The organism is Thermostichus sp. MS-CIW-38 (assembly GCF_054058415.1).
In genome coordinates, this window is sequence record NZ_JBSSAH010000052.1 from 1 (window position 1) to 19,143 (window position 19,143).

General features: G+C 59.0%; 24 protein-coding genes and 2 tRNA genes. 17 read left to right on the top strand and 9 right to left on the bottom strand.

Annotated features, from left to right (window positions below):
* Positions 1–116 precede the first annotated feature (116 nt).
* The 7 genes from tsaB to ACVWXZ_RS13160 all read left to right on the top strand — a co-directional run bounded on the left by tsaB (position 117) and on the right by ACVWXZ_RS13160 (position 4,604).
* The gene (tsaB, locus tag ACVWXZ_RS13130; protein ID WP_457404173.1) at positions 117–824 is read left to right on the top strand and encodes a tRNA (adenosine(37)-N6)-threonylcarbamoyltransferase complex dimerization subunit type 1 TsaB; all 708 of its coding nucleotides are present in this window, start codon (positions 117–119) and stop codon (positions 822–824) included.
* Between the two features lie 36 nt (positions 825–860).
* Positions 861–1,418 carry an elongation factor P gene (efp, locus tag ACVWXZ_RS13135; RefSeq protein WP_011432091.1) on the top strand — a complete coding sequence of 186 codons (558 nt, stop codon included), beginning with the start codon at positions 861–863 and terminating at the stop codon, positions 1,416–1,418.
* 69 nt (positions 1,419–1,487) lie between these two features.
* Positions 1,488–1,961, top strand: a complete 474-nt coding sequence (accB, locus tag ACVWXZ_RS13140; RefSeq protein ID WP_011432092.1) for an acetyl-CoA carboxylase biotin carboxyl carrier protein — start codon at positions 1,488–1,490, stop codon at positions 1,959–1,961.
* 385 nt (positions 1,962–2,346) lie between these two features.
* Complete coding sequence (locus ACVWXZ_RS13145; RefSeq protein ID WP_414419539.1) at positions 2,347–3,276, top strand: metallophosphoesterase family protein; 930 nt, start codon at positions 2,347–2,349, stop codon at positions 3,274–3,276.
* Between the two features lie 76 nt (positions 3,277–3,352).
* The gene (locus tag ACVWXZ_RS13150) at positions 3,353–4,099 is read left to right on the top strand and encodes a phosphoadenylyl-sulfate reductase (RefSeq protein ID WP_011432094.1); all 747 of its coding nucleotides are present in this window, start codon (positions 3,353–3,355) and stop codon (positions 4,097–4,099) included.
* Positions 4,100–4,102: 3 nt separating this feature from the next.
* Positions 4,103–4,417: an antibiotic biosynthesis monooxygenase family protein gene (locus ACVWXZ_RS13155; protein ID WP_414344235.1), complete on the top strand. Its 315-nt coding sequence runs from the start codon at positions 4,103–4,105 to the stop codon at positions 4,415–4,417.
* 115 nt (positions 4,418–4,532) lie between these two features.
* Positions 4,533–4,604: transfer RNA gene (locus ACVWXZ_RS13160), tRNA-Val, on the top strand.
* Between the two features lie 110 nt (positions 4,605–4,714).
* Here ACVWXZ_RS13160 and ACVWXZ_RS13165 read toward each other — a convergent pair.
* Complete coding sequence (locus tag ACVWXZ_RS13165) at positions 4,715–5,656, bottom strand: phosphoribulokinase (protein WP_457440803.1); 942 nt, start codon at positions 5,654–5,656, stop codon at positions 4,715–4,717.
* 285 nt (positions 5,657–5,941) lie between these two features.
* On the opposite strand from ACVWXZ_RS13165, the gene ACVWXZ_RS13170 reads away from it, so the two are divergent.
* Together ACVWXZ_RS13170 and ACVWXZ_RS13175 are read left to right on the top strand one after the other, a co-directional pair.
* Positions 5,942–6,709 (top strand): PspA/IM30 family protein, encoded by a 768-nt coding sequence (locus tag ACVWXZ_RS13170; RefSeq protein ID WP_011432097.1) that lies wholly within the window; start codon positions 5,942–5,944, stop codon positions 6,707–6,709.
* 249 nt (positions 6,710–6,958) lie between these two features.
* Positions 6,959–7,423, top strand: a complete 465-nt coding sequence (locus tag ACVWXZ_RS13175; RefSeq protein ID WP_457440805.1) for a pentapeptide repeat-containing protein — start codon at positions 6,959–6,961, stop codon at positions 7,421–7,423.
* 12 nt (positions 7,424–7,435) lie between these two features.
* On the opposite strand, the gene cysQ is transcribed toward ACVWXZ_RS13175, so the two are convergent.
* The 5 genes from cysQ to rpsP all read right to left on the bottom strand — a co-directional run bounded on the left by cysQ (position 7,436) and on the right by rpsP (position 11,010).
* Positions 7,436–8,263 carry a 3'(2'),5'-bisphosphate nucleotidase CysQ gene (gene cysQ, locus ACVWXZ_RS13180; RefSeq protein ID WP_457482616.1) on the bottom strand — a complete coding sequence of 276 codons (828 nt, stop codon included), beginning with the start codon at positions 8,261–8,263 and terminating at the stop codon, positions 7,436–7,438.
* A 16-nt stretch (positions 8,264–8,279) separates the two neighbouring features.
* Positions 8,280–9,041, bottom strand: coding sequence for an imidazole glycerol phosphate synthase subunit HisF (gene hisF, locus ACVWXZ_RS13185; protein WP_414383710.1), 762 nt, complete (start codon positions 9,039–9,041; stop codon positions 8,280–8,282).
* Positions 9,042–9,102: 61 nt separating this feature from the next.
* A complete protein-coding gene (locus ACVWXZ_RS13190; RefSeq protein ID WP_457482617.1) occupies positions 9,103–10,206 on the bottom strand; it encodes a Get3/ArsA fold putative tail anchor-mediating ATPase NosAFP in 1,104 nt (367 codons plus the stop codon).
* Positions 10,203–10,478 (bottom strand): KH domain-containing protein, encoded by a 276-nt coding sequence (locus tag ACVWXZ_RS13195; protein ID WP_011432102.1) that lies wholly within the window; start codon positions 10,476–10,478, stop codon positions 10,203–10,205. The genes ACVWXZ_RS13190 and ACVWXZ_RS13195 overlap by 4 nt, the downstream gene beginning before the upstream one ends.
* A 52-nt stretch (positions 10,479–10,530) precedes the next feature.
* Positions 10,531–11,010 (bottom strand): 30S ribosomal protein S16, encoded by a 480-nt coding sequence (rpsP, locus tag ACVWXZ_RS13200; protein ID WP_011432103.1) that lies wholly within the window; start codon positions 11,008–11,010, stop codon positions 10,531–10,533.
* Between the two features lie 262 nt (positions 11,011–11,272).
* Between rpsP and ACVWXZ_RS13205 the strand changes: the two genes are divergently transcribed.
* Positions 11,273–11,719 carry a TerB family tellurite resistance protein gene (locus ACVWXZ_RS13205; protein ID WP_457482618.1) on the top strand — a complete coding sequence of 149 codons (447 nt, stop codon included), beginning with the start codon at positions 11,273–11,275 and terminating at the stop codon, positions 11,717–11,719.
* A gap of 122 nt (positions 11,720–11,841) precedes the next feature.
* Here the strand turns inward: ACVWXZ_RS13205 and ACVWXZ_RS13210 are convergent, their stop codons facing one another.
* A complete protein-coding gene (locus ACVWXZ_RS13210; RefSeq protein WP_011432105.1) occupies positions 11,842–12,237 on the bottom strand; it encodes a metal-sensing transcriptional repressor in 396 nt (131 codons plus the stop codon).
* Positions 12,238–12,351: 114 nt separating this feature from the next.
* On the opposite strand from ACVWXZ_RS13210, the gene sds reads away from it, so the two are divergent.
* The gene (sds, locus tag ACVWXZ_RS13215) at positions 12,352–13,323 is read left to right on the top strand and encodes a solanesyl diphosphate synthase (RefSeq protein ID WP_041436149.1); all 972 of its coding nucleotides are present in this window, start codon (positions 12,352–12,354) and stop codon (positions 13,321–13,323) included.
* 28 nt (positions 13,324–13,351) lie between these two features.
* Here sds and lepB read toward each other — a convergent pair whose 3' ends face one another.
* Positions 13,352–14,038, bottom strand: coding sequence for a signal peptidase I (gene lepB / locus ACVWXZ_RS13220; protein WP_041436160.1), 687 nt, complete (start codon positions 14,036–14,038; stop codon positions 13,352–13,354).
* Between the two features lie 161 nt (positions 14,039–14,199).
* On the opposite strand from lepB, the gene ACVWXZ_RS13225 reads away from it, so the two are divergent.
* Positions 14,200–14,556 (top strand): hypothetical protein, encoded by a 357-nt coding sequence (locus ACVWXZ_RS13225; RefSeq protein ID WP_011432108.1) that lies wholly within the window; start codon positions 14,200–14,202, stop codon positions 14,554–14,556.
* A gap of 31 nt (positions 14,557–14,587) precedes the next feature.
* Here ACVWXZ_RS13225 and ACVWXZ_RS13230 read toward each other — a convergent pair whose 3' ends face one another.
* On the bottom strand, positions 14,588–15,634 hold the full coding sequence (locus ACVWXZ_RS13230; protein WP_457440814.1) for an ATPase, T2SS/T4P/T4SS family: 1,047 nt from the start codon (positions 15,632–15,634) through the stop codon (positions 14,588–14,590).
* 168 nt (positions 15,635–15,802) lie between these two features.
* On the opposite strand from ACVWXZ_RS13230, the gene ACVWXZ_RS13235 reads away from it, so the two are divergent.
* The 5 genes from ACVWXZ_RS13235 to ACVWXZ_RS13255 all read left to right on the top strand — a co-directional run bounded on the left by ACVWXZ_RS13235 (position 15,803) and on the right by ACVWXZ_RS13255 (position 19,126).
* Entirely contained in the window at positions 15,803–16,522 is a 720-nt protein-coding gene (locus tag ACVWXZ_RS13235) for a pyridoxine 5'-phosphate synthase (RefSeq protein ID WP_414383724.1), read from the top strand.
* Positions 16,523–16,536: 14 nt separating this feature from the next.
* Positions 16,537–17,169, top strand: a complete 633-nt coding sequence (locus ACVWXZ_RS13240; RefSeq protein ID WP_011432111.1) for a DUF3318 domain-containing protein — start codon at positions 16,537–16,539, stop codon at positions 17,167–17,169.
* 12 nt (positions 17,170–17,181) lie between these two features.
* On the top strand, positions 17,182–18,015 hold the full coding sequence (locus ACVWXZ_RS13245) for a biotin--[acetyl-CoA-carboxylase] ligase (protein WP_457440816.1): 834 nt from the start codon (positions 17,182–17,184) through the stop codon (positions 18,013–18,015).
* 56 nt (positions 18,016–18,071) lie between these two features.
* Positions 18,072–18,962, top strand: coding sequence for a M23 family metallopeptidase (locus ACVWXZ_RS13250; protein WP_457441890.1), 891 nt, complete (start codon positions 18,072–18,074; stop codon positions 18,960–18,962).
* Between the two features lie 83 nt (positions 18,963–19,045).
* Positions 19,046–19,126 (top strand) — tRNA-Leu (locus tag ACVWXZ_RS13255).
* The last annotated feature ends 17 nt before the right edge of the window (positions 19,127–19,143 follow it).

The following is a 19,143-nucleotide window of genomic DNA, read 5'->3' on the forward strand; positions in this document are numbered from 1 at the left end:
TTGGATAACAGTAGTCATGAGGACAAACTTCCCTAAGGAAGCGCGAAGATTGACAACCTAAACTTAAAACATCCGTTAAGTTTCGTCAACTACCTTTTTTGATCCTGAGAGAGGCCATGTCGCTTGTCCGCTGGATTTTAGGGATCCACACCACCACGCCCGTTTTGGGCCTGGCCCTGCTGCCGTTGGAGCCAGGGTTGGGAGAAACCCGCAGTCAGAGCTGGTGGCTGGATCGGGAGATGGCAGCGCAGTTGCACCCCTGCTTGAAAGTCTTCTTGGCCGGTCAGGCTTGGTCGCAGATAGCTGGGATCGCTGTAGCTTTGGGGCCGGGCAGCTTTACGGGCAGCCGTTTGGGGGTGAGCGTGGCCCGTCTGCTGGGCCAGCAACTGGGCATTCCCGTGTTTGGCTACTCGGCTTTGGCCGTCCTAGCCCGCCATGTGTGGATCTGGCAGGGATCCCCGCCCCAGCCCTTGACGGTGGCGGTGCAGATGGACGCCAAACGAGAAGAGTGGTATGGCGGCGTATATCGGGTGACAGAAGAGGGTGTCGCTGCAGAAGTGGCCGATCGGCTCTGGGAGGAAGAGGCTTGGCAGGCAACTCTCCGACAGTGGCCGCAAGCTCTATCCGTGAATGCCGCCGATTTTGTGGATTCTGCACCTGTGGTGGCGTTGGCAGAATTGGCCCGCGCCGATTTTCGGGCCGGATTGCGCCCTCAGTGGCAGGAGGTGCTGCCCCTCTACGGTCGCCAGCCCCCGATTGATCTCAGAGGGCTGAATCGGACTCCGCCTCCCCAGCGCGAACGGAGTGCCCCATCGTCACGGTAAGATTGGGAAGTCTAAGCAACGGATCCCTCTGCTGACATGATCTCAAGCAACGATTTGCGCCCTGGCGTCTCTGTAGAAATTGACGGAGCTCCCTACAAGGTGATCGAGTTCCTGCATGTGAAACCCGGCAAGGGGGCAGCCTTTGTGCGCACTAAGCTCAAAAACATGCAGACTGGCAACGTTGTGGAGAAAACCTTCCGCGCCGGTGAAACCCTGCCCGCAGCCACCATCGAAAAAGTCGAGATGCAGTATCTCTACGCGGAAGGGAACAACTTGGTGTTTATGGACATGGAGACCTATGAGCAGGCTCCAATTACCGCCGCCCAAATTGGCTCCGCCGTGAAATATCTGAAAGAAAACATGCAAGTGTCAATCTTGCGCTGGAATGGGCAGGTGATCGATGTGGAGCTGCCCAACACCGTTGTTCTGGAAGTGGTGGAAACAGATCCAGGGGTGAAAGGAGATACCGCCACTGGGGGAACCAAGCCGGCCAAGCTGGAGACCGGTGCTGAGATCCAGGTGCCTTTGTTCATCAAGGTTGGAGAACGGATTCGGGTCGATACCCGCACCGACACCTATCTGGGCCGGGAGTGAGTTCTCCCTCTCCTTTTCGGTTATGGATTTCTGTTGTGGACAGGTGATGCATCAGGAGTGAACCTTCCCTTGGATGTTGTCAATTGGCAGGAAATTCGTCTTCTCCTGGCCGCTCTGCAAGAGAGCGATGTTACCGAGCTAACTCTGGAGTTCAAAGATTTTCGCCTCACCTTGCGCAAAGGGATCCCGACTGAGCTCTCCTCCACCCCCGCCAGTCCGGTTATTGTCTCCTCTGCGCCTCCTCCTGCTCCTGCAGAAGCGCCCCCTCCTCCCACTGCTCCCAAATCCACCCCCAGCCATTGGATAGACGTGACGTCACCAATGGTGGGCACTTTCTACAGCGCCCCAGCTCCAGGTGAACCTGACTTTGTGCGGGTTGGCCAACGGGTGAACAAGGGCCAAACCCTGTGCATCATCGAGGCCATGAAGCTGATGAACGAGATCGAGGCCGAAGCGGCAGGCGTGGTGACCGAGATTTTGGTGAGCAATGGGCAATCGGTGGAGTTTGGGCAGGTGTTGATGCGGTTGGATCCCACGGCTTGATGGGCAAGGGGGTAAACCGGATTTTGGCGACCCAATCTCCCTTGCCTGTGTATACACCAAAGTTGAATCGGATTGAGGGGATGTGGTCGGTGTTGAAGCGCTGTATCCGGCAGTTTTCCAGAGCCGGGAAGTATGGGATGGAGCAAAGGGTACAGACCGCTTTGCTACTCATCGATCCATTCAATCCATCCTGCTGGGAGAAAAGTTGGGGGTGACAGCCTGGGAAACCCTCTCAGACCAATTTGACCAGTCTGCGCGCCCCTTTCACAGCCCTACCTGTGCCCCAGTTGCCGATGGCTCCCAGCTGAGGTTAAGAGAAGCCCATAGCCCCCCGGCCCCTCATTGACTATGATGCGGGCGTGAGGTGTGAATAAGTACCTAAACAATGGCAACCCAACGCATTTGCTTTGCTCAAGTCTCAGATGTCCACCTGATGCCCGAGACGGGGTGCCGCTGTTGGTGGATGTCCGATTCCCCCCGCCGCCAGTTGGAAGCCGCCGTTGCCCATCTCAACCAGGTGCCCGATCTGCACTTCGTGGTGTTTACCGGGGATTTGGTGGATCAAGCGGATCCGGAGAGCTTTCAATCTTTCCAGGAGATTGTTGCCCAACTGCGGGTGCCCTATTACCTCAGCCTGGGCAACCACGATATCGACACCCTAGGGAGAAAGGGACGCTTCAACCGGGATCAGTTTATCCGTTGGTGCCAAAGCCAATTTCCCCTGTCCCCGGCTCCCACCGGTTACGTCGATTACAGCCTTTCCCCTCTGCCCGGGATCCGCTTGATTGCCCTCGACGCCAGCCTGGGACGCTTCCCTTTGCCTCAGGGCGTGCTCCGCCCCTCCCAACTGCACTGGCTGGGCGAACATCTGCAAACGGTGCCGGAAGAATGGCTGATCCTGCTGATCCATCAGCCGCCCTTCATTGCTCCCACTCAAATGGACGCGGTTTTGTTTCGCAAGTACCGGCTCCTCAGCGAACCAGCCTCGGCGCTACACGCTCTCTTGGCCCGTCACGGACGGGTGGTGGCGGTGCTGAGTGGCCACCTGCATGTGCCGAAGGTGTATGTCCGCGATGGGATCCCCTACCTGACAGCACCTCCTCTGGTGGGGCCGGTTTCGGCTCTGCGGGTGTTTGAGCTGGAGGTGAACCCACGGCGAGGGGTGTTGCGCTACCACTGGGTTAAGTTGCCGGCATTGGATCCCAGCCCCCTCTGGCACGGCTTGGTGATGGGGATCCGACGGGATCGCTGGGGACAAATCCCTCTCCGGGCCAAGGGATCCCGCTCTCTCCCTCTGCCCGCTGCCGCCTGGTAATCAAAACCCCTAAAGCTTGACCGAATTAGTGTAGATTAAAAAAAGCAAAAATCGTCGAGTTCGGTGTCTTCCCCCTATGACAGCAAGCCTTTCTCCTTCTAGCCGCTGGGAGCTGGCGGCTCAAGCGCTGCGGGAGCAGTATCAACCTCAAGTGGCGTCCCTGAGCGAACGGTTTGAGCCTTTGTCGGCAAGCGACCTGCTCACCTGGGCGGTTGAAGAATTTGGAGATGGGCTGGTGCTGGCCTGTAGCTTTGGCCCGGAAGACCTAGTGCTGATCGATCTGCTCACGGCGATTAACCCCCGTGTTCGCGCTTTTTTTCTGGACACCGATTTTCACTTCCCGGAAACCCTACAACTGCGGGAGCAGGTGTTGGCGCGCTACCCCCACTTGCAACTGCAGATCTTCAAGCCCTTGCTTACCCCGGAAGAGCAGGCAGCTCAATACGGGCCAGAACTGTATCGCTCTAACCCCGACCTCTGCTGCAACATCCGCAAGGTGGAGCCCTTGAATCGTGCTCTGGCCGGTTGCACCACTTGGATTACAGGGATGCGTCGGGAACAATCCCCCACCCGCGCCGATATCGGCAAGGTGCAGTGGGACGGCAAGCGCAACCGCCTCAAACTCAACCCGCTGGCTGACTGGACAAATGGCCAAGTTTGGAAATACATCCTTGACCACGGGATCCCTTACAACCCCCTGCACGATCGCCACTACCCCAGTATCGGCTGCCTCCACTGCACTGCGCCTGTTGAGCCAGGGGCGGATCCCCGCTCTGGACGCTGGAAGGGCACAAGCAAAACCGAATGCGGCCTGCATACCTAACCCATGACTGCTTCCTCCATCCTTGAGGTGGCTCAGTTTGAAATTACCCCCGGCTCTGAAGCCGCCTTTGAAGCCGCCATCGCTCAAGCTTTCATCTATTTGCAGCAGACCGACGGCTACCAAGGGCACCAACTGCAGCGCTGTCTGGAGCACCCTCAGCAATACCTACTGCTCGTTCAGTGGGGATCCCTAGAGGCCCATCTGGTCAACTTTCGCCAATCGGAAAACTTTGTCCGCTGGCGTGCCCTCATCGGGCCCTACTTTGCTCGCCCACCCCAGGTGTTGCACTACCAGTTGCTGACCGGATCCCCTTTTTGATTTGAAATAGGGCACCTGTCCACTCTCCACCTAGGTTGACCCCAATGGGACAGGTTAAGATGTGATATTATTTGTTTCCGGCCTTCAGACAGATGCACAGCGGCATCGCTCGTAGGGGCTGTTAACTCAGTGGTAGAGTACCACCTTGACACGGTGGGAGCCGCTGGTTCAATTCCAGCACAGCCCATGTCTTTGGCAGAAGCTGACAAAGGTTTGCTCCAGGATCAGGTTACAGTGCTGAGCCTAGCCCTCCCCTGCAGATCCTGTGAAACTGGGGATTCCTCGCCGCCACGGATTCTACTGGTAGATATGGGCCGCTTTTAGCATGTGGTAGGTGATCAGCAATTGAGTCAAAGCCAGGGGATAGCTCTGGAGCAGCTCGCCGGTGGTGCCGATCAACTGGCCGATGTTGGGGTTTCCCTCTAAGCTACAGAACTTGCCCAGGTAAGGGATTTCGTTGCAGAGCATCCGCTCCAGCTCAATCACTTGGCTGGCCGTAGCATGGGCATCAATCTGCAAAACATCGACGGGCTTGCCCATATCCCGATCCAAATCCAAACGAATGGCAGAGCTAAGGTGATTGTCGCGGGCATTGAGGATTTGCCAAAAATCTGGGTGAGGAATGGTGGGGCGCAGCACCAAGCGTGCATTCAGCAATACCTCGTCTTGGTTGGATCCCTCTTGGGGCGGGTAAAAGGTGACCACTACATCGGCCCATTGGCGCTGTGGACGAATAAAAGCCTCTGAGTCGGGTTCGCGCTTTTTGAGCTCTTCTCGCACTTGCTCTTCGGTATATCCGCGCTTGCGGGTGTCCCGCTTAATCTTCCAAAGGGCTCGTAAATGTTCTGGGGGAGCCAAATAAACCTTGACATCGTAGCTATCCCGCATACCACGGGTAAAGTAGCCCAGCAGCCCTTCGACAATCACGTATTTGTTGGGCTTGACATACTCTGGCGGGTCAAAGGTGCCGGTGCTGTGGTTATAGACGGGCTTTAGGATCGGCTGGCCGGTGCGCAAGAGCGTCAGGTGCTGCTGAACGATATCCAGGTAGTTGCAGTCGGGATGGAGGGCTGTAATCCCCAGTTCAGCGCGTTGTTTGCGGTCGTAGCGGTGGTAGTCGTCGGTGCAGATGACAGTGACGTTTTCTTCCCCCAAGACTTGGGCAATGCCGCGGGTAAGGGTGGTCTTCCCAGCAGCACTATCACCAACAATACCCAGAATAATCGGGCGCTGAGCCACGGATCCCTCTCCTGAATCGTGAACCTGGGGCGGAGAACTCCCAACAACACTGGCCAAACTCAACTTCGTTTCGACCTGCGGATGGCCCCGATCAGAGAACAGGGATTGTCGGTCAGCAAACGAAGTTAAGCAAGCATTATCGGCTCTGGAGGGTATTGGGGCAAGAGAACGTTACAGCTTTTTTCAGCGGAGCCCTATGGATCCCTATACTGGAGTAGAAGCACTGGAAGGCATCAGAGCAGCAAGGGTAGCATTAGGTCAGACCGCTAGAGGGGGAAGCAACCGATGGGATTGTTCGATCGGGTCAGCCGAATCATTAGATCCAATATCAATGCGCTGGTCAGCAGCGCCGAGGATCCGGAGAAAATCCTGAACCAGACTATTCAGGACATGTCTGAGGATCACTACCAGATGCGGCAAGCGGTTGCCCAGGCCATTGCTGCCCAGAAGCGGATAGAGCGGCAGTATGAGCAAGCACAGCAGAGTGTTGATGAGTGGCAAAGACGCGCCGAGTTGGCCCTGCGCAACAACAACGAAGCTTTGGCTCGGGAAGCGCTGGTGCGCAAGAAAACCTTTGCCGAGACTGCCCAAAGCCTGAAGCGGCAGTTGGATGAGCAGACTAAGCAGGTGGAGATCCTGAAGTCCAACATGACCAAGCTGGAGAGCAAGATCGCTGAGGCCAAGACCAAAAAGGACATGCTCATCGCTCGCGCCCGCGCCGCCAAGGCTTCCCAGCAAATCAATCAGGTTATCGGGCGGGTGGACGCCACAAGCGCCTTTGCTGCTTTTGAGCGTATGGAGGAGAAGGTGAACTCCCTGGAGGCCCAGTCGGCGGCAGTGGCCGAGCTGGCGGTGGACAATTTGGAAAACCAGTTTGCCGCTTTGGAGGCGGGTGGCTCGGATGTAGATCACGAGCTGCTGATGCTCAAGGCGTCGATCCAGGGTCAGTTGCCCTCTGGAGGGTCAAAGTCCTCAGGCCAACCTTCCACCGCAAGTGAGAGCGAGGTCGATCTGGAGTTGGAAAATTTGCGCAAGGAGATTGACCAGCTCTAACAGGCGGAATGTCGCTCTCCTCCGACTCTCAAGGCTTGCCGGGCTGAGTTTGGGCCGGGGGGTGGTAAGCTAACCAACAAGAACTCTGACAGCCCTTCTGCCGGCCAGGGGGGCAAGGTTTGTCGGTAAAGCGTTCCACCTCGAGTGCCAGGGATCCCCAGAGGGTAATCAACCTGCGAAAGGGTCACAGCCTGCTTCCGGCAGGGCTGAGGTTAGTTTGCCTACGGTTTTGTGAGAGAACAAACAGCGATGACAACAGCAAGTATCAAGCCTCTCTTGGATGCCAAGCAACTGTTGCAGGCTTATGCGTCTGGCCAACGGGATTTTTCGGGCTCCAACCTGAGTGGAGCGCAGTTGAGTGGCGCGAATTTGAAGGGCATTATCCTACGGGATACCGACTTGAGTGGGGCAGATTTGCGCGAGGCGGATTTGTCGGGAGCAGATCTCTCGGGAGCCGACCTGCGCGGAGCCAAGCTGCGACGGGTGAACCTGATTGGGGCTAAGTTGGTGAAGGCAGACTTGCGGGGGGCCAACCTCTACCGAGCCAAGCTGCTCAGGGCCGACCTCAGCGAAGCCGAGCTGAACCGAGCCGATCTGCGGATTGGGGCCGATCTGCGCGGAGCCATCATCACCAACACCCATTTCCGCGGTGCCCTCTACGACGAGTACACCAAGTTCCCGGATGGCTTTAACCCTACGGAGATGGGCATGTAGCCGGAGCTTCGCTCAGGGGATCAGGTTCTGCCACAGTTGGGCCATGCCTTCGGCAGCCGCTACAAAGGGCGGGTTGTGCAGGTCGGGCTTGTTGTAGCGCAAGGGATCCCCTGCCAGATCGGTAACCCTTCCCCTCGCCTGCTCCACAATGCACTGGGCAGCGGCAGTATCCCACTCCATGGTGGGGCCGAAGCGAGGGTAGAGATGGGCAGATCCTTCGGCCACAAGGCAAAGCTTTAGGGCACTGCCCACAGACTTCACTTCCAGAGAGCCACAGCGCTGCCGCAGCCGCTCGAGGAACTGCTCCGTCTCCGGGTTGCTGTGGGAACGGCTGGCCACCACTTGTAGGGGTTCTTGGGCGTAAGGGCAGGTGCGGATGGGCTGTTCGTGAACGCAGGACGGAGTCCTTTCCCTCTTGCAGGCTCCCAGCTTTTGCGCAGCCGCGTAGGTGAGGCCCAGAGCTGGGGCATGGACGACCCCCAGGATGGGGATCCCTTCCTCGATGAGAGCAATATTCACCGTAAACTGGCCGTTGCGCCCGATAAACTCTCGGGTGCCATCCAAGGGATCCACCAGCCAAAACCGCTCCCACTGTTGCCGCTCTGGGTAAGGGATCCCGCCCGATTCTTCCGAGAGCACCGGGATCCCTGGGGTCAACTCTTGCAGGCCCTGCAGGATCAGGTGGTGGGAGGCCAGATCCGCCTCTGTAAGGGGAGAGGCATCCGCCTTGGCCCTTACCTGAAGCTGCTCCTGTCTGTAGATGGGCAAAATAGCCTGTCCTGCCGCCTCCGCCAGCCGACTTACCTTGGGCAAGAGAGCAGCCAGATCCTGAGCTTGCATAGGATCCCTCGCAGAGTTAGCAACGCACCGGAATGCCATGGGCGGCCAAGTCGGCTTTGATCTGCGCAATCGTCAGCCGGCCATAGTGGAGCAGCGAGGCCAATAGAGCCGCTTCCGCCCCTCCCTCCTGCAGAGCTTGGCGGATATGAGCACACTCCCCTGCTCCTCCTGAGGCAATCACCGGCACCGACACCGCCTCGGCCACCCGCCGGGTTAGCTCCAGGTCATAGCCGGCCTGGGTGCCGTCGGCGTCCATGCTGGTGAGCAAAATCTCCCCTGCCCCCCGCTCGGCCACGCTTTTGGCCCACTCCACCGCGTCCAGGCCCGTCGGCTGCCGCCCCCCGCGCACGTATACCTCCCATCCCCCTCCCTGCGGCTTGGCGCGAGCATCAATGGCCACCACAATGCACTGGGATCCAAACCAGCGGCTGGCCTGAGCCACCAAATCCGGATCCCTGACCGCCGCCGAATTGAGGCTGACCTTGTCTGCCCCGGCCCGCAGCAGTTGCCGGATCCCCTCCAGATCGCGGATCCCTCCTCCTACCGTGAGGGGAATGAACACCTGCTCTGCGGTGCGCCGCACCACTTCCAACAAAATCTCCCGCTCTTCGTGGGTGGCGGTGATGTCCAAAAAGACCAGCTCATCGGCCCCCGCCTGATCGTAAGCCTGGGCCAGCTCTACCGGATCCCCGGCATCCCGCAATTGCACAAACTGGATCCCTTTCACCACCCGCCCTGCCGCCACATCCAGACAGGGAATGATCCGTTTGGCCAACATCGCTCTCTCCCAAGGACTCCATACCGCTAACGCGAACAGAGGGGAACAACTGGGGACCGTTTTAGCCGAAGCTGATGACCAGGAAGGGTTCTTGAAACTTGGCCCCGGTCACCTGCCGACCCGCCAAGCTGGGGGGCAAGAACAAGTTGCGCCGCTGATCCCCGGCGGTAATGGTCAGCTCCGGGCCTGACTGGCTCAGCTCGATTTGCGCCTTGCTGAAGCCGGGAATAAACAGCTTGACTGTACGGGATCCCTCGTCGATGGCCACGGGCGGCGGCACATCCGGCACAGCGAACATCCCCCCCACCGCTGCTTCCAAAGCCGACCAATCGGATCCCTGACGCAGGGGGAGTGTCCGTACTGTCAGCGGGAAAAAATCGGCAGCCGAGACCTCCCCCGGAGCCAGAGGGGTGACCCAGAGGCCACCCACCGTCAGCCCTACCATCTGAGCGCTCCCCCAAAGGTAACGGGCGGTTTGCACGGCCATCGGGTCTGGGGTGGTCACCAGGTGGGCCAGCACACGGCGCGGATTGGCAATAGCCTGTCGTCCCTGCTCCAAAAGGTTGGTCATGCCCCCCAACCGCTCTGGCAGATCCTCCAGGGAGGAAAATTCCACGGTGCTTACCGAACGCAACAAGGGCTCGGCAAAGGGTCGCAGGGTTTTGGCCAAGTCGGATCCCAAAAAAGCTTGGGAGGCTCGCCGCCAGTACCAACTGGCCACCTCCGGGATCCCAAAGGCCCGCAAGGTGGTCAGATCCCCTGGCCCATCGTAGAGAATGCAGTCGTATTGGCCGCTGGCATCGTAACGGCGCAGAGCTTCCAGGGCCAGGGCCTGATCCATGCCCGGCAACACCCCCAGTTCCTGGCCGTAGATCTCCCGGAAAAAGGGGGTGCGCACGTATCGGGCTTCCAGCTCTTTGGCCGCCGTCCAGAACTGCTCCAGCAGCTGGGTTGTCCGCAACTGCACCACGCTCAAGTTGGCAGCAATGGTCACCGGCTCGCCGGAAAGCGGGATCCCGCCCAAAAGCATTTCCAGCCCCGGCCCCGCCTGATGGCCCACCAACAGCACCCGCCGCCCCTGCTGGGCTGCGGCCCGAGCTGCCGCCACGGCCAAGGTGCTCCGACCTGCGCCCCCCTTGCCCAGAAAGGTGAGAATTTGGCTCATTCCCGCTCCTCCCGATTCCGCTCTCCCGCCTCTCCGTAGATATCGATGTACAGAGATTGACCTGCCAACTGAGCTGCGGCCATCATCACCTGTCGAATCGCTTGCAGGGTGCGCCCGCCCCGCCCGAATACCCGCCCCCGATCCTTCGGGTCAAAGGCCAGCCGCAGCCATACCTTTCGCCCGCCACAGGTGGTTTCCACATCCATTTGAAGAGAGGCGCTGCTGAGCAGCGGTTCGATCAAAAGATGGGCGAGAGCCTTGTAGTCTGGCATAGAGAGCTAGACGACAGGAGGGAACAACTGGCCAAGCCAAGCTTAGCCGACCCTAGGCCTCAACCGCTTCCTCAACCTGAGGCTTTTCAACTTCAGCTTCTGGAGGACTTAATTCTGCCGCTGCTGTCTCGGTGGCAGCTTCGCTCAATTCAGACTCGGGAACATCGGCGACCTCAGCCTCGGCCACGGATTCTGTTGCAGGGGCCTCTTCTGCCGCCTCAGGGATCCCAGCTTCAGGCTTGGCCATGGCCGGGATGCGAATCGAGGCTACCACTCCCCCTTCCCCTGCTTTCAACATCTCGTAGATGCCGGCCTTTTTGAGGAGACTGTCCACGGTCTCTGTGGGCTGAGCGCCACAACGCAACCACTTCAGCAAGCCTGCCGTTTGCAAAACCGTCTCCTTGGTGCGCGGGTTATAGTAACCCAGTTCCTCTAGCGGACGGGCTTCACGGCGGCTTTTACTTTCAATGGCGATGATGCGATAGCTGGGTTGCCGCTTTTTTCCGTAGCGCTTGAGCCGCAATTTGACCATGGGGTATCCACTCCTTGGGGGACGCTCCGCAAGCTGTAAAGATCCAAAAAATCCAAAAAAGAGTTCGCCTAGACCCGCCAAGCCTGCTGAAGCTCCAGAGCCCCGCTCCGAGCCTTTGGCGTTTGGCCGGTAGACACAGGCTTTTTATTTTAAGCGATTTTCTGCTTGACTGGAACTTGACTGGAAAATGTCCGACCCCGGTTTGGAAGGCAACCTTCATGGCAGAGTTGAAGAGAAAACCCTACACTCAGCAGCAACTCCCATGATCAACTACGCCGATTTGACAGACGAGCAGCGCCAGCTCTACCTCAAGGCCCTGATCGCGGTGGCCCGAGTGGATGGCCAGTTGGACGAAGAAGAAACCTCTTTCTTCATGCAAATCGCAGAAGGGGTAGGCATCGAAGCGCCACTGGCCCAGACCTATCTGGCGGATGAAACAGGTGCGCCTTTGGATATCAGCCGGATCCCGCCCATGCGCAATGCGGCAGGGGCCTTGATCCTGCGGGATCTGGCGGCGATGGCGGTGGTGAATAGCCAGCTGGTGGAAAAAGAAGAGGAGCTAATTTTCGAGATCGGCAAAGCCATGCAGTTCAGCGCTGAGGAGATCAACGAGTTTATCGACTGGGCCTTCATGGGACTGCAGTGGCAACTGAAAAGCGCATCCCTGCTGGAGCGCTATGCCCAGCCCTCCCCCCAACCTTCTGAATGACCTGGGGTACTAGGCAGCATCACAACGGCCAGCCCCCGCTGCAGATATTGACAGCCCAGTTTGGCGTTCCCCTGAGCCAAGCAAGGGGAGACTTTCATCAAGTTAAATCTGGCCATCGAGACTTAGCTGATAAAGCGATCCAGAGCCCGCTGCAACTCCTCCAGCTCCACTTCGATATTGCCGGTCTCGATGGCATGGCGGATGCAGTGGCGAATGTGATCGTCCAAAATCAGCCGCGCCACCCGATCCAGCGCTCCCTTGACGGCGGCAATTTGCAGCAGCACATCTGGACAGGGCTGATCCTGCTCGATCATGGAGCGGATCCCACGCACATGCCCTTCGATGCGAGCCAAGCGGTTGGTCAACTTGCGCCGAGACTGGGGATCATGATGGTGAGGCTGGGCCCGCCCAGACAGCGGCGGCTTTTCCAGCGCCAGCTCCCACTCCTCCTCCCAATCGGGTTCTGAAGGGAGCGGTGGAACGGAATGAGATCGAAGTGGGGGGACGGGATCCGACATAAAAAGGGCAAAGGACTGCCTGCATGATACCGCTTGGTTTTCCCCGAGAACGATGGGGTACTCTACAATAGAAAAAGATGTGAAATTTTGTAAAACCTCTCATACTTTGGCTCCATGACCTCTGTGCTCTCCCCCTTTGGCCCTGTAGAAGCGGATCTGGAGCGTTTACGCCAGAACCTGACGCGGTTGGTCAGTGCCAAGCACCCCATCCTGGCCATGGCTGCCGAACATCTGTTTTCGGCGGGGGGGAAAGGGATCCGGCCAGCCATTGTGCTCCTCATCGCCCGCGCCACCACTCCAGATGGAGAGATTACCCCACGGCATTGGCGCTTGGCAGAGATTACTGAGATGATCCACACGGCCAGCCTGGTTCACGACGATGTCATCGACGCTGCCGATGTGCGACGGGGCATCGATACGGTGAATACCCTCTTCGACAATCGGATAGCCGTGCTGGCGGGGGATTACCTCTTCGGCCAAGCTGCTTGGTACTTGGCCAATCTGGACAACCTGGAGGTAGTGAAGCTCCTTTCCAAAGTAATCATGGATTTGCCGGAGGGAGAGGTGCGCCAGAGCCTCACCCGCTTCGACCCGGATGTGTCGATGGAAGACTACCTGGCCAAGAGCTTCTACAAAACGGCCTCCCTCATGTCCGGCAGTTCCAAGGCTGCTGGCCTGCTGAGCGGGGTTAGCGAGGAAGTGGCGGATCGCCTGTTCGATTTTGGGCGGGATCTGGGCATTGCTTTTCAGATTGTCGACGATCTGCTGGATTTCACCGCTTCGGCAGAGACGCTTGGCAAGCCTGTGGGATCCGACCTCATCCAGGGCAACCTCACTGCACCCGTTCTGTTTGCCCTAGAGGAATTTCCCCAGATGCGAGAGCTCATTCTCAGGGAACTGTCCAACCCGCAAGATCTGAAGCAGGCCCTGGAGTGGGTGTATCAAAGCGAAGGGATCCCACGCTCTCGTCAGTTGGCCCGCGACTACGCCCAGCGGGCTGCCGAAGCGCTGTATAGCCTGCCGGACTCTGCGGCGCGTCGTGCTTTGTTTCAGATGGTGGACTATGTGCTGGAGCGGCTGCACTGAGCAGTCCCGACAGGGTCAAGCTGGCTTTCTACCGGGCTGTGTTGCCCAACACTTGGGCCTCTGGAAGAAGCTCAGGATATTCTGGCGGGGCGAAAAAGTGTAGGCGATTTGGGGGCCAAAAGCGAAAAATGGTGTTGCCGATGATGTTTTCTTCCGGCAAGAAACCCCACACATGGGAGTCTTGGCTGTCGTTGCGGTTATCCCCCATCACAAAATAGGAGCGGGGAGGAACCACGAATTCGGATCCCTGATTGGGAACTCCAGGACAGCGCTCGCCAGGGCAAGAATAGTCGGGGGGGGCATAGATGTAGTCTTCCCGCAGCGGGATCCCGTTGATGATGACCTCACCGTTGGCGATGCGAATGCGATCTCCCGGCAGGCCGATCACCCGCTTGATGTAGGCCCCGTCGAAGTTCAGTTTGGCGGGAGGGTTGAAAACAATAATATCGCCTCGTCTGGGCGAACCAAAGCGGTAGCTGACCTTTTCCACCACCAGCCGATCCCCTTCTTCCAGAGTGGGCAGCATCGAATCGGAGGGGATCCAACGCGCCTCCGCCACAAAGGTGCGAATGCCGAAGGCCAGCAACAGAGCCAGCACCACCGTCAGAAGGTTTTCCCGTTGCGCCTGCCACCAGCTGCGGGATCCCGAGCTGGCAGGGGTTTCCCCTGATGGCGACTGGGGCTTGGGCAGAGGAGTTGGATCTTTTGACGGCATGGAAGCTAACGAACAAGACTTCACGATCTCAAGATTACCGCACCCAATCCAGGGCAGCAGAATGGGAGGCCCTCCCATTAAACCCCTGCCGGAGAGACGAATAGCCGGCAATAGCATAGGATGGGTATTCTGGTGTACCGTACTCGCGACTGTTAGCCCCTATGACGATTTCAACAGAAGAGCGCCTAGAGCGAGTCGAGCGCCTGGTCGAGGCCAATAGCCAAGCAATAGCTCGTCTCACCCAACAACAAGAGGAAGTTTTGAGGCGGATCGATCGGCTCTCAGGGGATAGCGAAAAACTCTCGGAGCGGGTTGAAAAGCTCTCGGGCGATGTCGAAAAGCTCTCGGGCGATGTCGAAAAGCTCTCAGGTGATGTCGAAAAGCTCACTTTTAAGTTCGACACCTCACAAACCATCGGGGAACGGCTGGAACGTCTAGCCACCAGCCTGATTGCCGGTGCCACCATCAGCATCATTGCCGGAGTGATTTTGGTGCTGCTGCGGGAGGGATCCCGTTGAAGGGATGTTGCTCGGGGCTGGTTTTGGGGGGTCAACTGCCGGAATTGAGTTTTTCCCAGTCCTGCTGGTGGATGGCGATCATCTGGGCTTGGGCTTGAATAGCTGCCAACACCTCCGTCATCAGTGGCCAGTCGCTCCGCGGCGGACTGGGGTACTGCTTAAGCTTGTCAACTGTGTTGCTGAGAGCACTTTGCAATTGTTGCAGCAGTTGATAGGTCTGTTGGGCCAAAGCTAGGGTCTCAGAGACGCGGAGGTTATTCTGGCCTTGTTGATATTTCTGGAGAGCTTCCCCTCGCAGGATGCTCAAGATGGCCCCTTCTCTAGAGGCGGCAGTCTGGCCACTTTTGGAGCGCTGCGGTATGATGCGCAACTGCAACACCAGTGGCTCCCCCCGGTACATCCGCTCCACCTCTGCCTGCTGCGGCTCCCCGATCAACTCCGGATCCAGCGCCATCATCCGCTTCATGGCGGTGATCAACTTCGCTCGTATGGACTCGGAGAGATCTTTGAACAGATCCCGCAAAATCCCCTGCTGGCGGTAGCGCACTCGACAAGAAGGCCCCTCTTGAGGCTCCACGAAAATTTGCTCGGCTTTCTCATCCAAAGCCCGCCGCAGCATCGAGTTGAGCAACTGCTGCACTGTCTCTTCTGATTCGTCGGCGGGGACGGACGGAGGCTGGGTTGGCCTCAACTGCGTGGGGGGCCCCGCCGCAGGAGCAGGAACCTCCCGAGTCACCCGGTTGGCTTGGGCCTGGAGGCGCAGCCGCTCCACCTCTGCCGGGTCGGGGGGATGGCTGAAGTAGTAGGCAATTAAATCCTGCTGCTGCTGAGCGGTGAGAGGGATTGGCTGGACGGAAATCTGGGAATAGGCCAGCATTTTGCTCACATAGTCCAACGCCGCCAAATCCTGGGGATCCACCATGCCCAAGATGAGGCTGTCGGTATCCAGGGCCAAGGGGACGACTTGGTAGTAAATGCAGATCTCCACCGGCAAGTACTGGGCAATTAAGGCCGGCACTCGCGCCCGGTCAACAATGGAGTGTTGTCCCACCGCCAGAGAGGCATCTGGATCAGTCATGGCAAGCCCGGAGTGGATCCCGCACAGGCGAGACGTCGCTACCTGATCATAGAGTAAAGCCTACACCCTCGCGGCCTGAGGCCCATGGCATCCTGGCTCATCTGACCGGCGTAAATTGAATAATGTAATACTAGGGGTATTCTCCTCTACACCCAAAGCAGTAAAGCCTTGTTAAGTCTTGGAGTTAACATCGACCACATTGCCACCCTTCGACAGGCACGCCGCACGGTGGAGCCAGATCCGGTAGCGGCAGCGGTGATTGCCGAGCTGGCGGGGGCAGATGGCATTACGGTGCACTTGCGCGAGGATCGCCGTCACATTCAAGATCGGGATGTGCGGCTGTTGCGGCAAACTGTGCGCACCCACCTCAACTTAGAGATGGCAGCCACCGAGGAGATGGTGGCGATTGCCCTGGAGATTAAGCCTGACTACGTCACTTTGGTTCCTGAGCGGCGGGAGGAAATCACCACCGAAGGTGGGTTGGATGTGGCGGGGCAGGTGTCGCGCCTCAGGGATGTGGTCGGCCAACTGCAGGGATCCGGCATTCCCGTCAGCTTGTTTATCGACCCAGATCCGACCCAAATTGCCGCTGCTGCCCAAGTGGGAGCCCGCTGGGTGGAGCTCCACACGGGGCGCTATGCAGAAGCCTCATCCGCAGCTCAGCGGCAGGTGGAACTTGACCACCTGGAAAAGGCCAGCCAACAGGCTCTTCAGCTGGGCTTGCGGGTGAATGCGGGACATGGTCTTACTTACTGGAATGTCGGCCCAGTGGCGCGGATCCCTGGCATGGAGGAGCTGAACATCGGCCACAGCATTATCAGTCGAGCGGTGCTGGTGGGGCTGGATCGGGCGGTGCGAGAGATGCGTCAGGCGATGGGACTAAGCTGAGGAGCAGGCCCGGCATGAACTCGGAATACTACGGCTACGAAAACTACGTTCTGGATCAGGCGGAGATTGAGCGCCTGTTGGATCTGCTGCCAGCCAGTATGCGGGAGAGTGTGAAGATCTTGCCCGCCTCGGAACGGCAAACGGTGGTGATCAAAGGCCGTCGGCAAATGCCCTGGGAACGGCAGATGCGGCTGTTCATCAAGCCCTACGAGTGGCGGCAATTTACCCCCCTGCAGCGGGCGGGGCTGTTCCTGCACAAGGTGGGCTACTACAGTCGGGCGGTGTCGCGGCAGATCGACTTTTACCTGGCCATAGCAGCTCTGGGGGGGTTGAGCTTGATCTTCGAGGCCGTACAACAGGATCCCGTGGGGGCAACCGTTTCGGGTGGTTTGAGTGGCTTGGCCCTCTGGCAGTTGCGCCGCGACCAAACCAATGACCGCCGTCTGTTGGCTGCCGACGCCTATGCGGTGGATCGCCTGGTGTTGCGCGGGATCCCGCGGCTGCAGGCGGTGGAGGCCCTAGGGCAGGCGCTGCATGTGGAGGCCCGTCTGGAGGGGCGCTCGGGCAATGATCTGCTGGACATGTTGCGCTACCAAAACCTCAAGCGGCTGGCCCAGCGTCCGGCGGAAGATATTGTGTTGAGCTGATCCTGGACGGAGATGCTTTCCCCCTCGCGGCTGGGATCCCGAACGGGCCGGTGGGGCCGCCATCTGCTGCAGGTGGCGGTGACCGATTCCACCAATCGGCTGCTCTTGGACTGGGGCCGTCGGTTCCCACAGCCGCTGCCAGTGGGCACAGTTTTGGTCAGCACCCGCCAACGGGCTGGGCAAGGTCAACATGGGCGGGTGTGGCACTCGCAGCCGGGGGGACTATACCTGTCCGTTTGGCTGGGATCCCCGCCTTTGCATCACTCGCTGCTGGAACTGACCCTGGCCTTGGGCTGGGGCATTGCGGGCTGCTTACGGCAAAACCTTGGGATCCCGCTGCGGCTGAAATGGCCCAACGATTTGGTGGTGGTGGACGAGCAGCGCCCGGATTCTCTGCTCAAGCTGGGGGGGATCCTGGTGCAAAGCCGCTTTGGGGGGGGCGGGCAACTGCTGGGGTTGGTGGCCGGTGTGGGGGTGAATGTCAACAACCCCGTTCCCATTGGGGCAATCACCTTAGCCCAAATTTTGGGATCCCCTCTGCACCGCTCACTCGACCGCACCGAGATTGCCGGCTGGGTTCTGCAGGGGATGGAGCAGGGATTCCACGTCTGGTTGCAAGGGGGATTTGCCCCCGTTCGCTCAGAGTACGAAGCCTGGATGGTCAAGCCGCAAGTCCAATGGCTCGAAAGGGGGACTAGCCTCACGATCTTGGGCCTTGCCGAGGATGGAAGGGTGCGAGTACAAACACAAGGGGAGCGACATCTGCAACAGCAGCAATCCATCCGGACGCTTACACCCGACCAAGTTCGCTTGAGCTATCACATGCCGGCGGGCGATAGCCTGTAATTTCTCTTGTGTTTTTTATGTGGCCTGTGTTGAACTCGGTGATGAAGCTTTGGGTTATGGCAGCGCGCCTTTTCTCCCCCCGAGCTCGGCGGCTGCGCTTTTGGCTGAAGCTGGGGCTGGCTCTGCTCTGGTTTTATCCCACTGCTCTGCTGGCCCAAACCCAACCAACCCCTTTGCCCCCGCCGCCCATGGTGGAACCGGCCCTAGACACGCCTGGGGCAGCAGCCCTGCTGCTGGATGGAGCCATTCCTTTACGAGAGGGCAGCCCTGCGACCCTTGAGGCAGAAACCCGCACAGAGACGGTCATGGGCCGTGAGATTGTGATTGAGCCCCAGAAGAACCATGACCGGGTTCCCCATGCTCAGCCTGAAAGTGGGGTGCCGGTGGTGCTGATGGAACGCAGCTCCGGTCGCCGCATCATCCTCGCCCCTGGCCAAGAGATTCGCATTGAGGATCCCAGCCAGCCCCAAGCTCCTGAACCGCAAACGCCAAGGTTGCCTGAACTGGCGGCAGGTGACGAACGACTGCTCTACCCCCTACCTCACCCGGTGCCGATTACTTCTGGATTTGGCATGCGAATTCACCCCATCCGCGGAGAGCCGGAGTTTCATGCTGGAGTGGATTTGGGGGCCAGCATGGGCACGCCGATCTTGGCCTCTTTAAGCGGCAAGGTGGTCACTTCGGGATCCCTGGGGGGTCTAGGGATCACCGTTGTGCTGGAGCATGCCGGCGGTCGGCGCACTCGCTATGGCCACATGTCCGAAGTTGCTGTAACACCGGGGGAAGTGGTAGAGCGGGGATCCGTCATCGGCTATGTGGGGGCGACCGGAGCGGTAACTGGGCCGCACCTCCACTTTGAGCTGTGGAAGCGGGCGGTGGGGCAAGGTTGGGTGGTTCTGGACGCCACAGATGATCTGAAGGTTGCTGTTGCCCAGCTGCCGGGTTAGCCAGAGCCGGCTTGGGTTAGCATAGGTGGGCGGGCTCCAACTGGAATGCTGGCGCAGGTAACCAGTTGGGTCATGCAGGTTTTGCGGACGTGGCGGAACGGCAGACGCGCTAGACTTAGGATCTAGTGCCGCAAGGCGTAAGGGTTCAAGTCCCTTCGTCCGCATGAGAATCCCCTACTTC

Coding starts and splice junctions, on each gene's coding strand:
- tsaB (WP_457404173.1), top strand. CDS start 117: ATGTCGCTTGTCCGCTGGATTTTAGGGATCCACACCACCACGCCCGTT.
- efp (WP_011432091.1), top strand. CDS start 861: ATGATCTCAAGCAACGATTTGCGCCCTGGCGTCTCTGTAGAAATTGAC.
- ACVWXZ_RS13145 (WP_414419539.1), top strand. CDS start 2,347: ATGGCAACCCAACGCATTTGCTTTGCTCAAGTCTCAGATGTCCACCTG.
- ACVWXZ_RS13150 (WP_011432094.1), top strand. CDS start 3,353: ATGACAGCAAGCCTTTCTCCTTCTAGCCGCTGGGAGCTGGCGGCTCAA.
- ACVWXZ_RS13155 (WP_414344235.1), top strand. CDS start 4,103: ATGACTGCTTCCTCCATCCTTGAGGTGGCTCAGTTTGAAATTACCCCC.
- ACVWXZ_RS13170 (WP_011432097.1), top strand. CDS start 5,942: ATGGGATTGTTCGATCGGGTCAGCCGAATCATTAGATCCAATATCAAT.
- ACVWXZ_RS13175 (WP_457440805.1), top strand. CDS start 6,959: ATGACAACAGCAAGTATCAAGCCTCTCTTGGATGCCAAGCAACTGTTG.
- cysQ (WP_457482616.1), bottom strand. CDS start 8,263: ATGCAAGCTCAGGATCTGGCTGCTCTCTTGCCCAAGGTAAGTCGGCTG.
- hisF (WP_414383710.1), bottom strand. CDS start 9,041: ATGTTGGCCAAACGGATCATTCCCTGTCTGGATGTGGCGGCAGGGCGG.
- ACVWXZ_RS13190 (WP_457482617.1), bottom strand. CDS start 10,206: ATGAGCCAAATTCTCACCTTTCTGGGCAAGGGGGGCGCAGGTCGGAGC.
- ACVWXZ_RS13195 (WP_011432102.1), bottom strand. CDS start 10,478: ATGCCAGACTACAAGGCTCTCGCCCATCTTTTGATCGAACCGCTGCTC.
- rpsP (WP_011432103.1), bottom strand. CDS start 11,010: ATGGTCAAATTGCGGCTCAAGCGCTACGGAAAAAAGCGGCAACCCAGC.
- ACVWXZ_RS13205 (WP_457482618.1), top strand. CDS start 11,273: ATGATCAACTACGCCGATTTGACAGACGAGCAGCGCCAGCTCTACCTC.
- ACVWXZ_RS13210 (WP_011432105.1), bottom strand. CDS start 12,237: ATGTCGGATCCCGTCCCCCCACTTCGATCTCATTCCGTTCCACCGCTC.
- sds (WP_041436149.1), top strand. CDS start 12,352: ATGACCTCTGTGCTCTCCCCCTTTGGCCCTGTAGAAGCGGATCTGGAG.
- lepB (WP_041436160.1), bottom strand. CDS start 14,038: ATGCCGTCAAAAGATCCAACTCCTCTGCCCAAGCCCCAGTCGCCATCA.
- ACVWXZ_RS13225 (WP_011432108.1), top strand. CDS start 14,200: ATGACGATTTCAACAGAAGAGCGCCTAGAGCGAGTCGAGCGCCTGGTC.
- ACVWXZ_RS13230 (WP_457440814.1), bottom strand. CDS start 15,634: ATGACTGATCCAGATGCCTCTCTGGCGGTGGGACAACACTCCATTGTT.
- ACVWXZ_RS13240 (WP_011432111.1), top strand. CDS start 16,537: ATGAACTCGGAATACTACGGCTACGAAAACTACGTTCTGGATCAGGCG.
- ACVWXZ_RS13245 (WP_457440816.1), top strand. CDS start 17,182: ATGCTTTCCCCCTCGCGGCTGGGATCCCGAACGGGCCGGTGGGGCCGC.
- ACVWXZ_RS13250 (WP_457441890.1), top strand. CDS start 18,072: ATGGCAGCGCGCCTTTTCTCCCCCCGAGCTCGGCGGCTGCGCTTTTGG.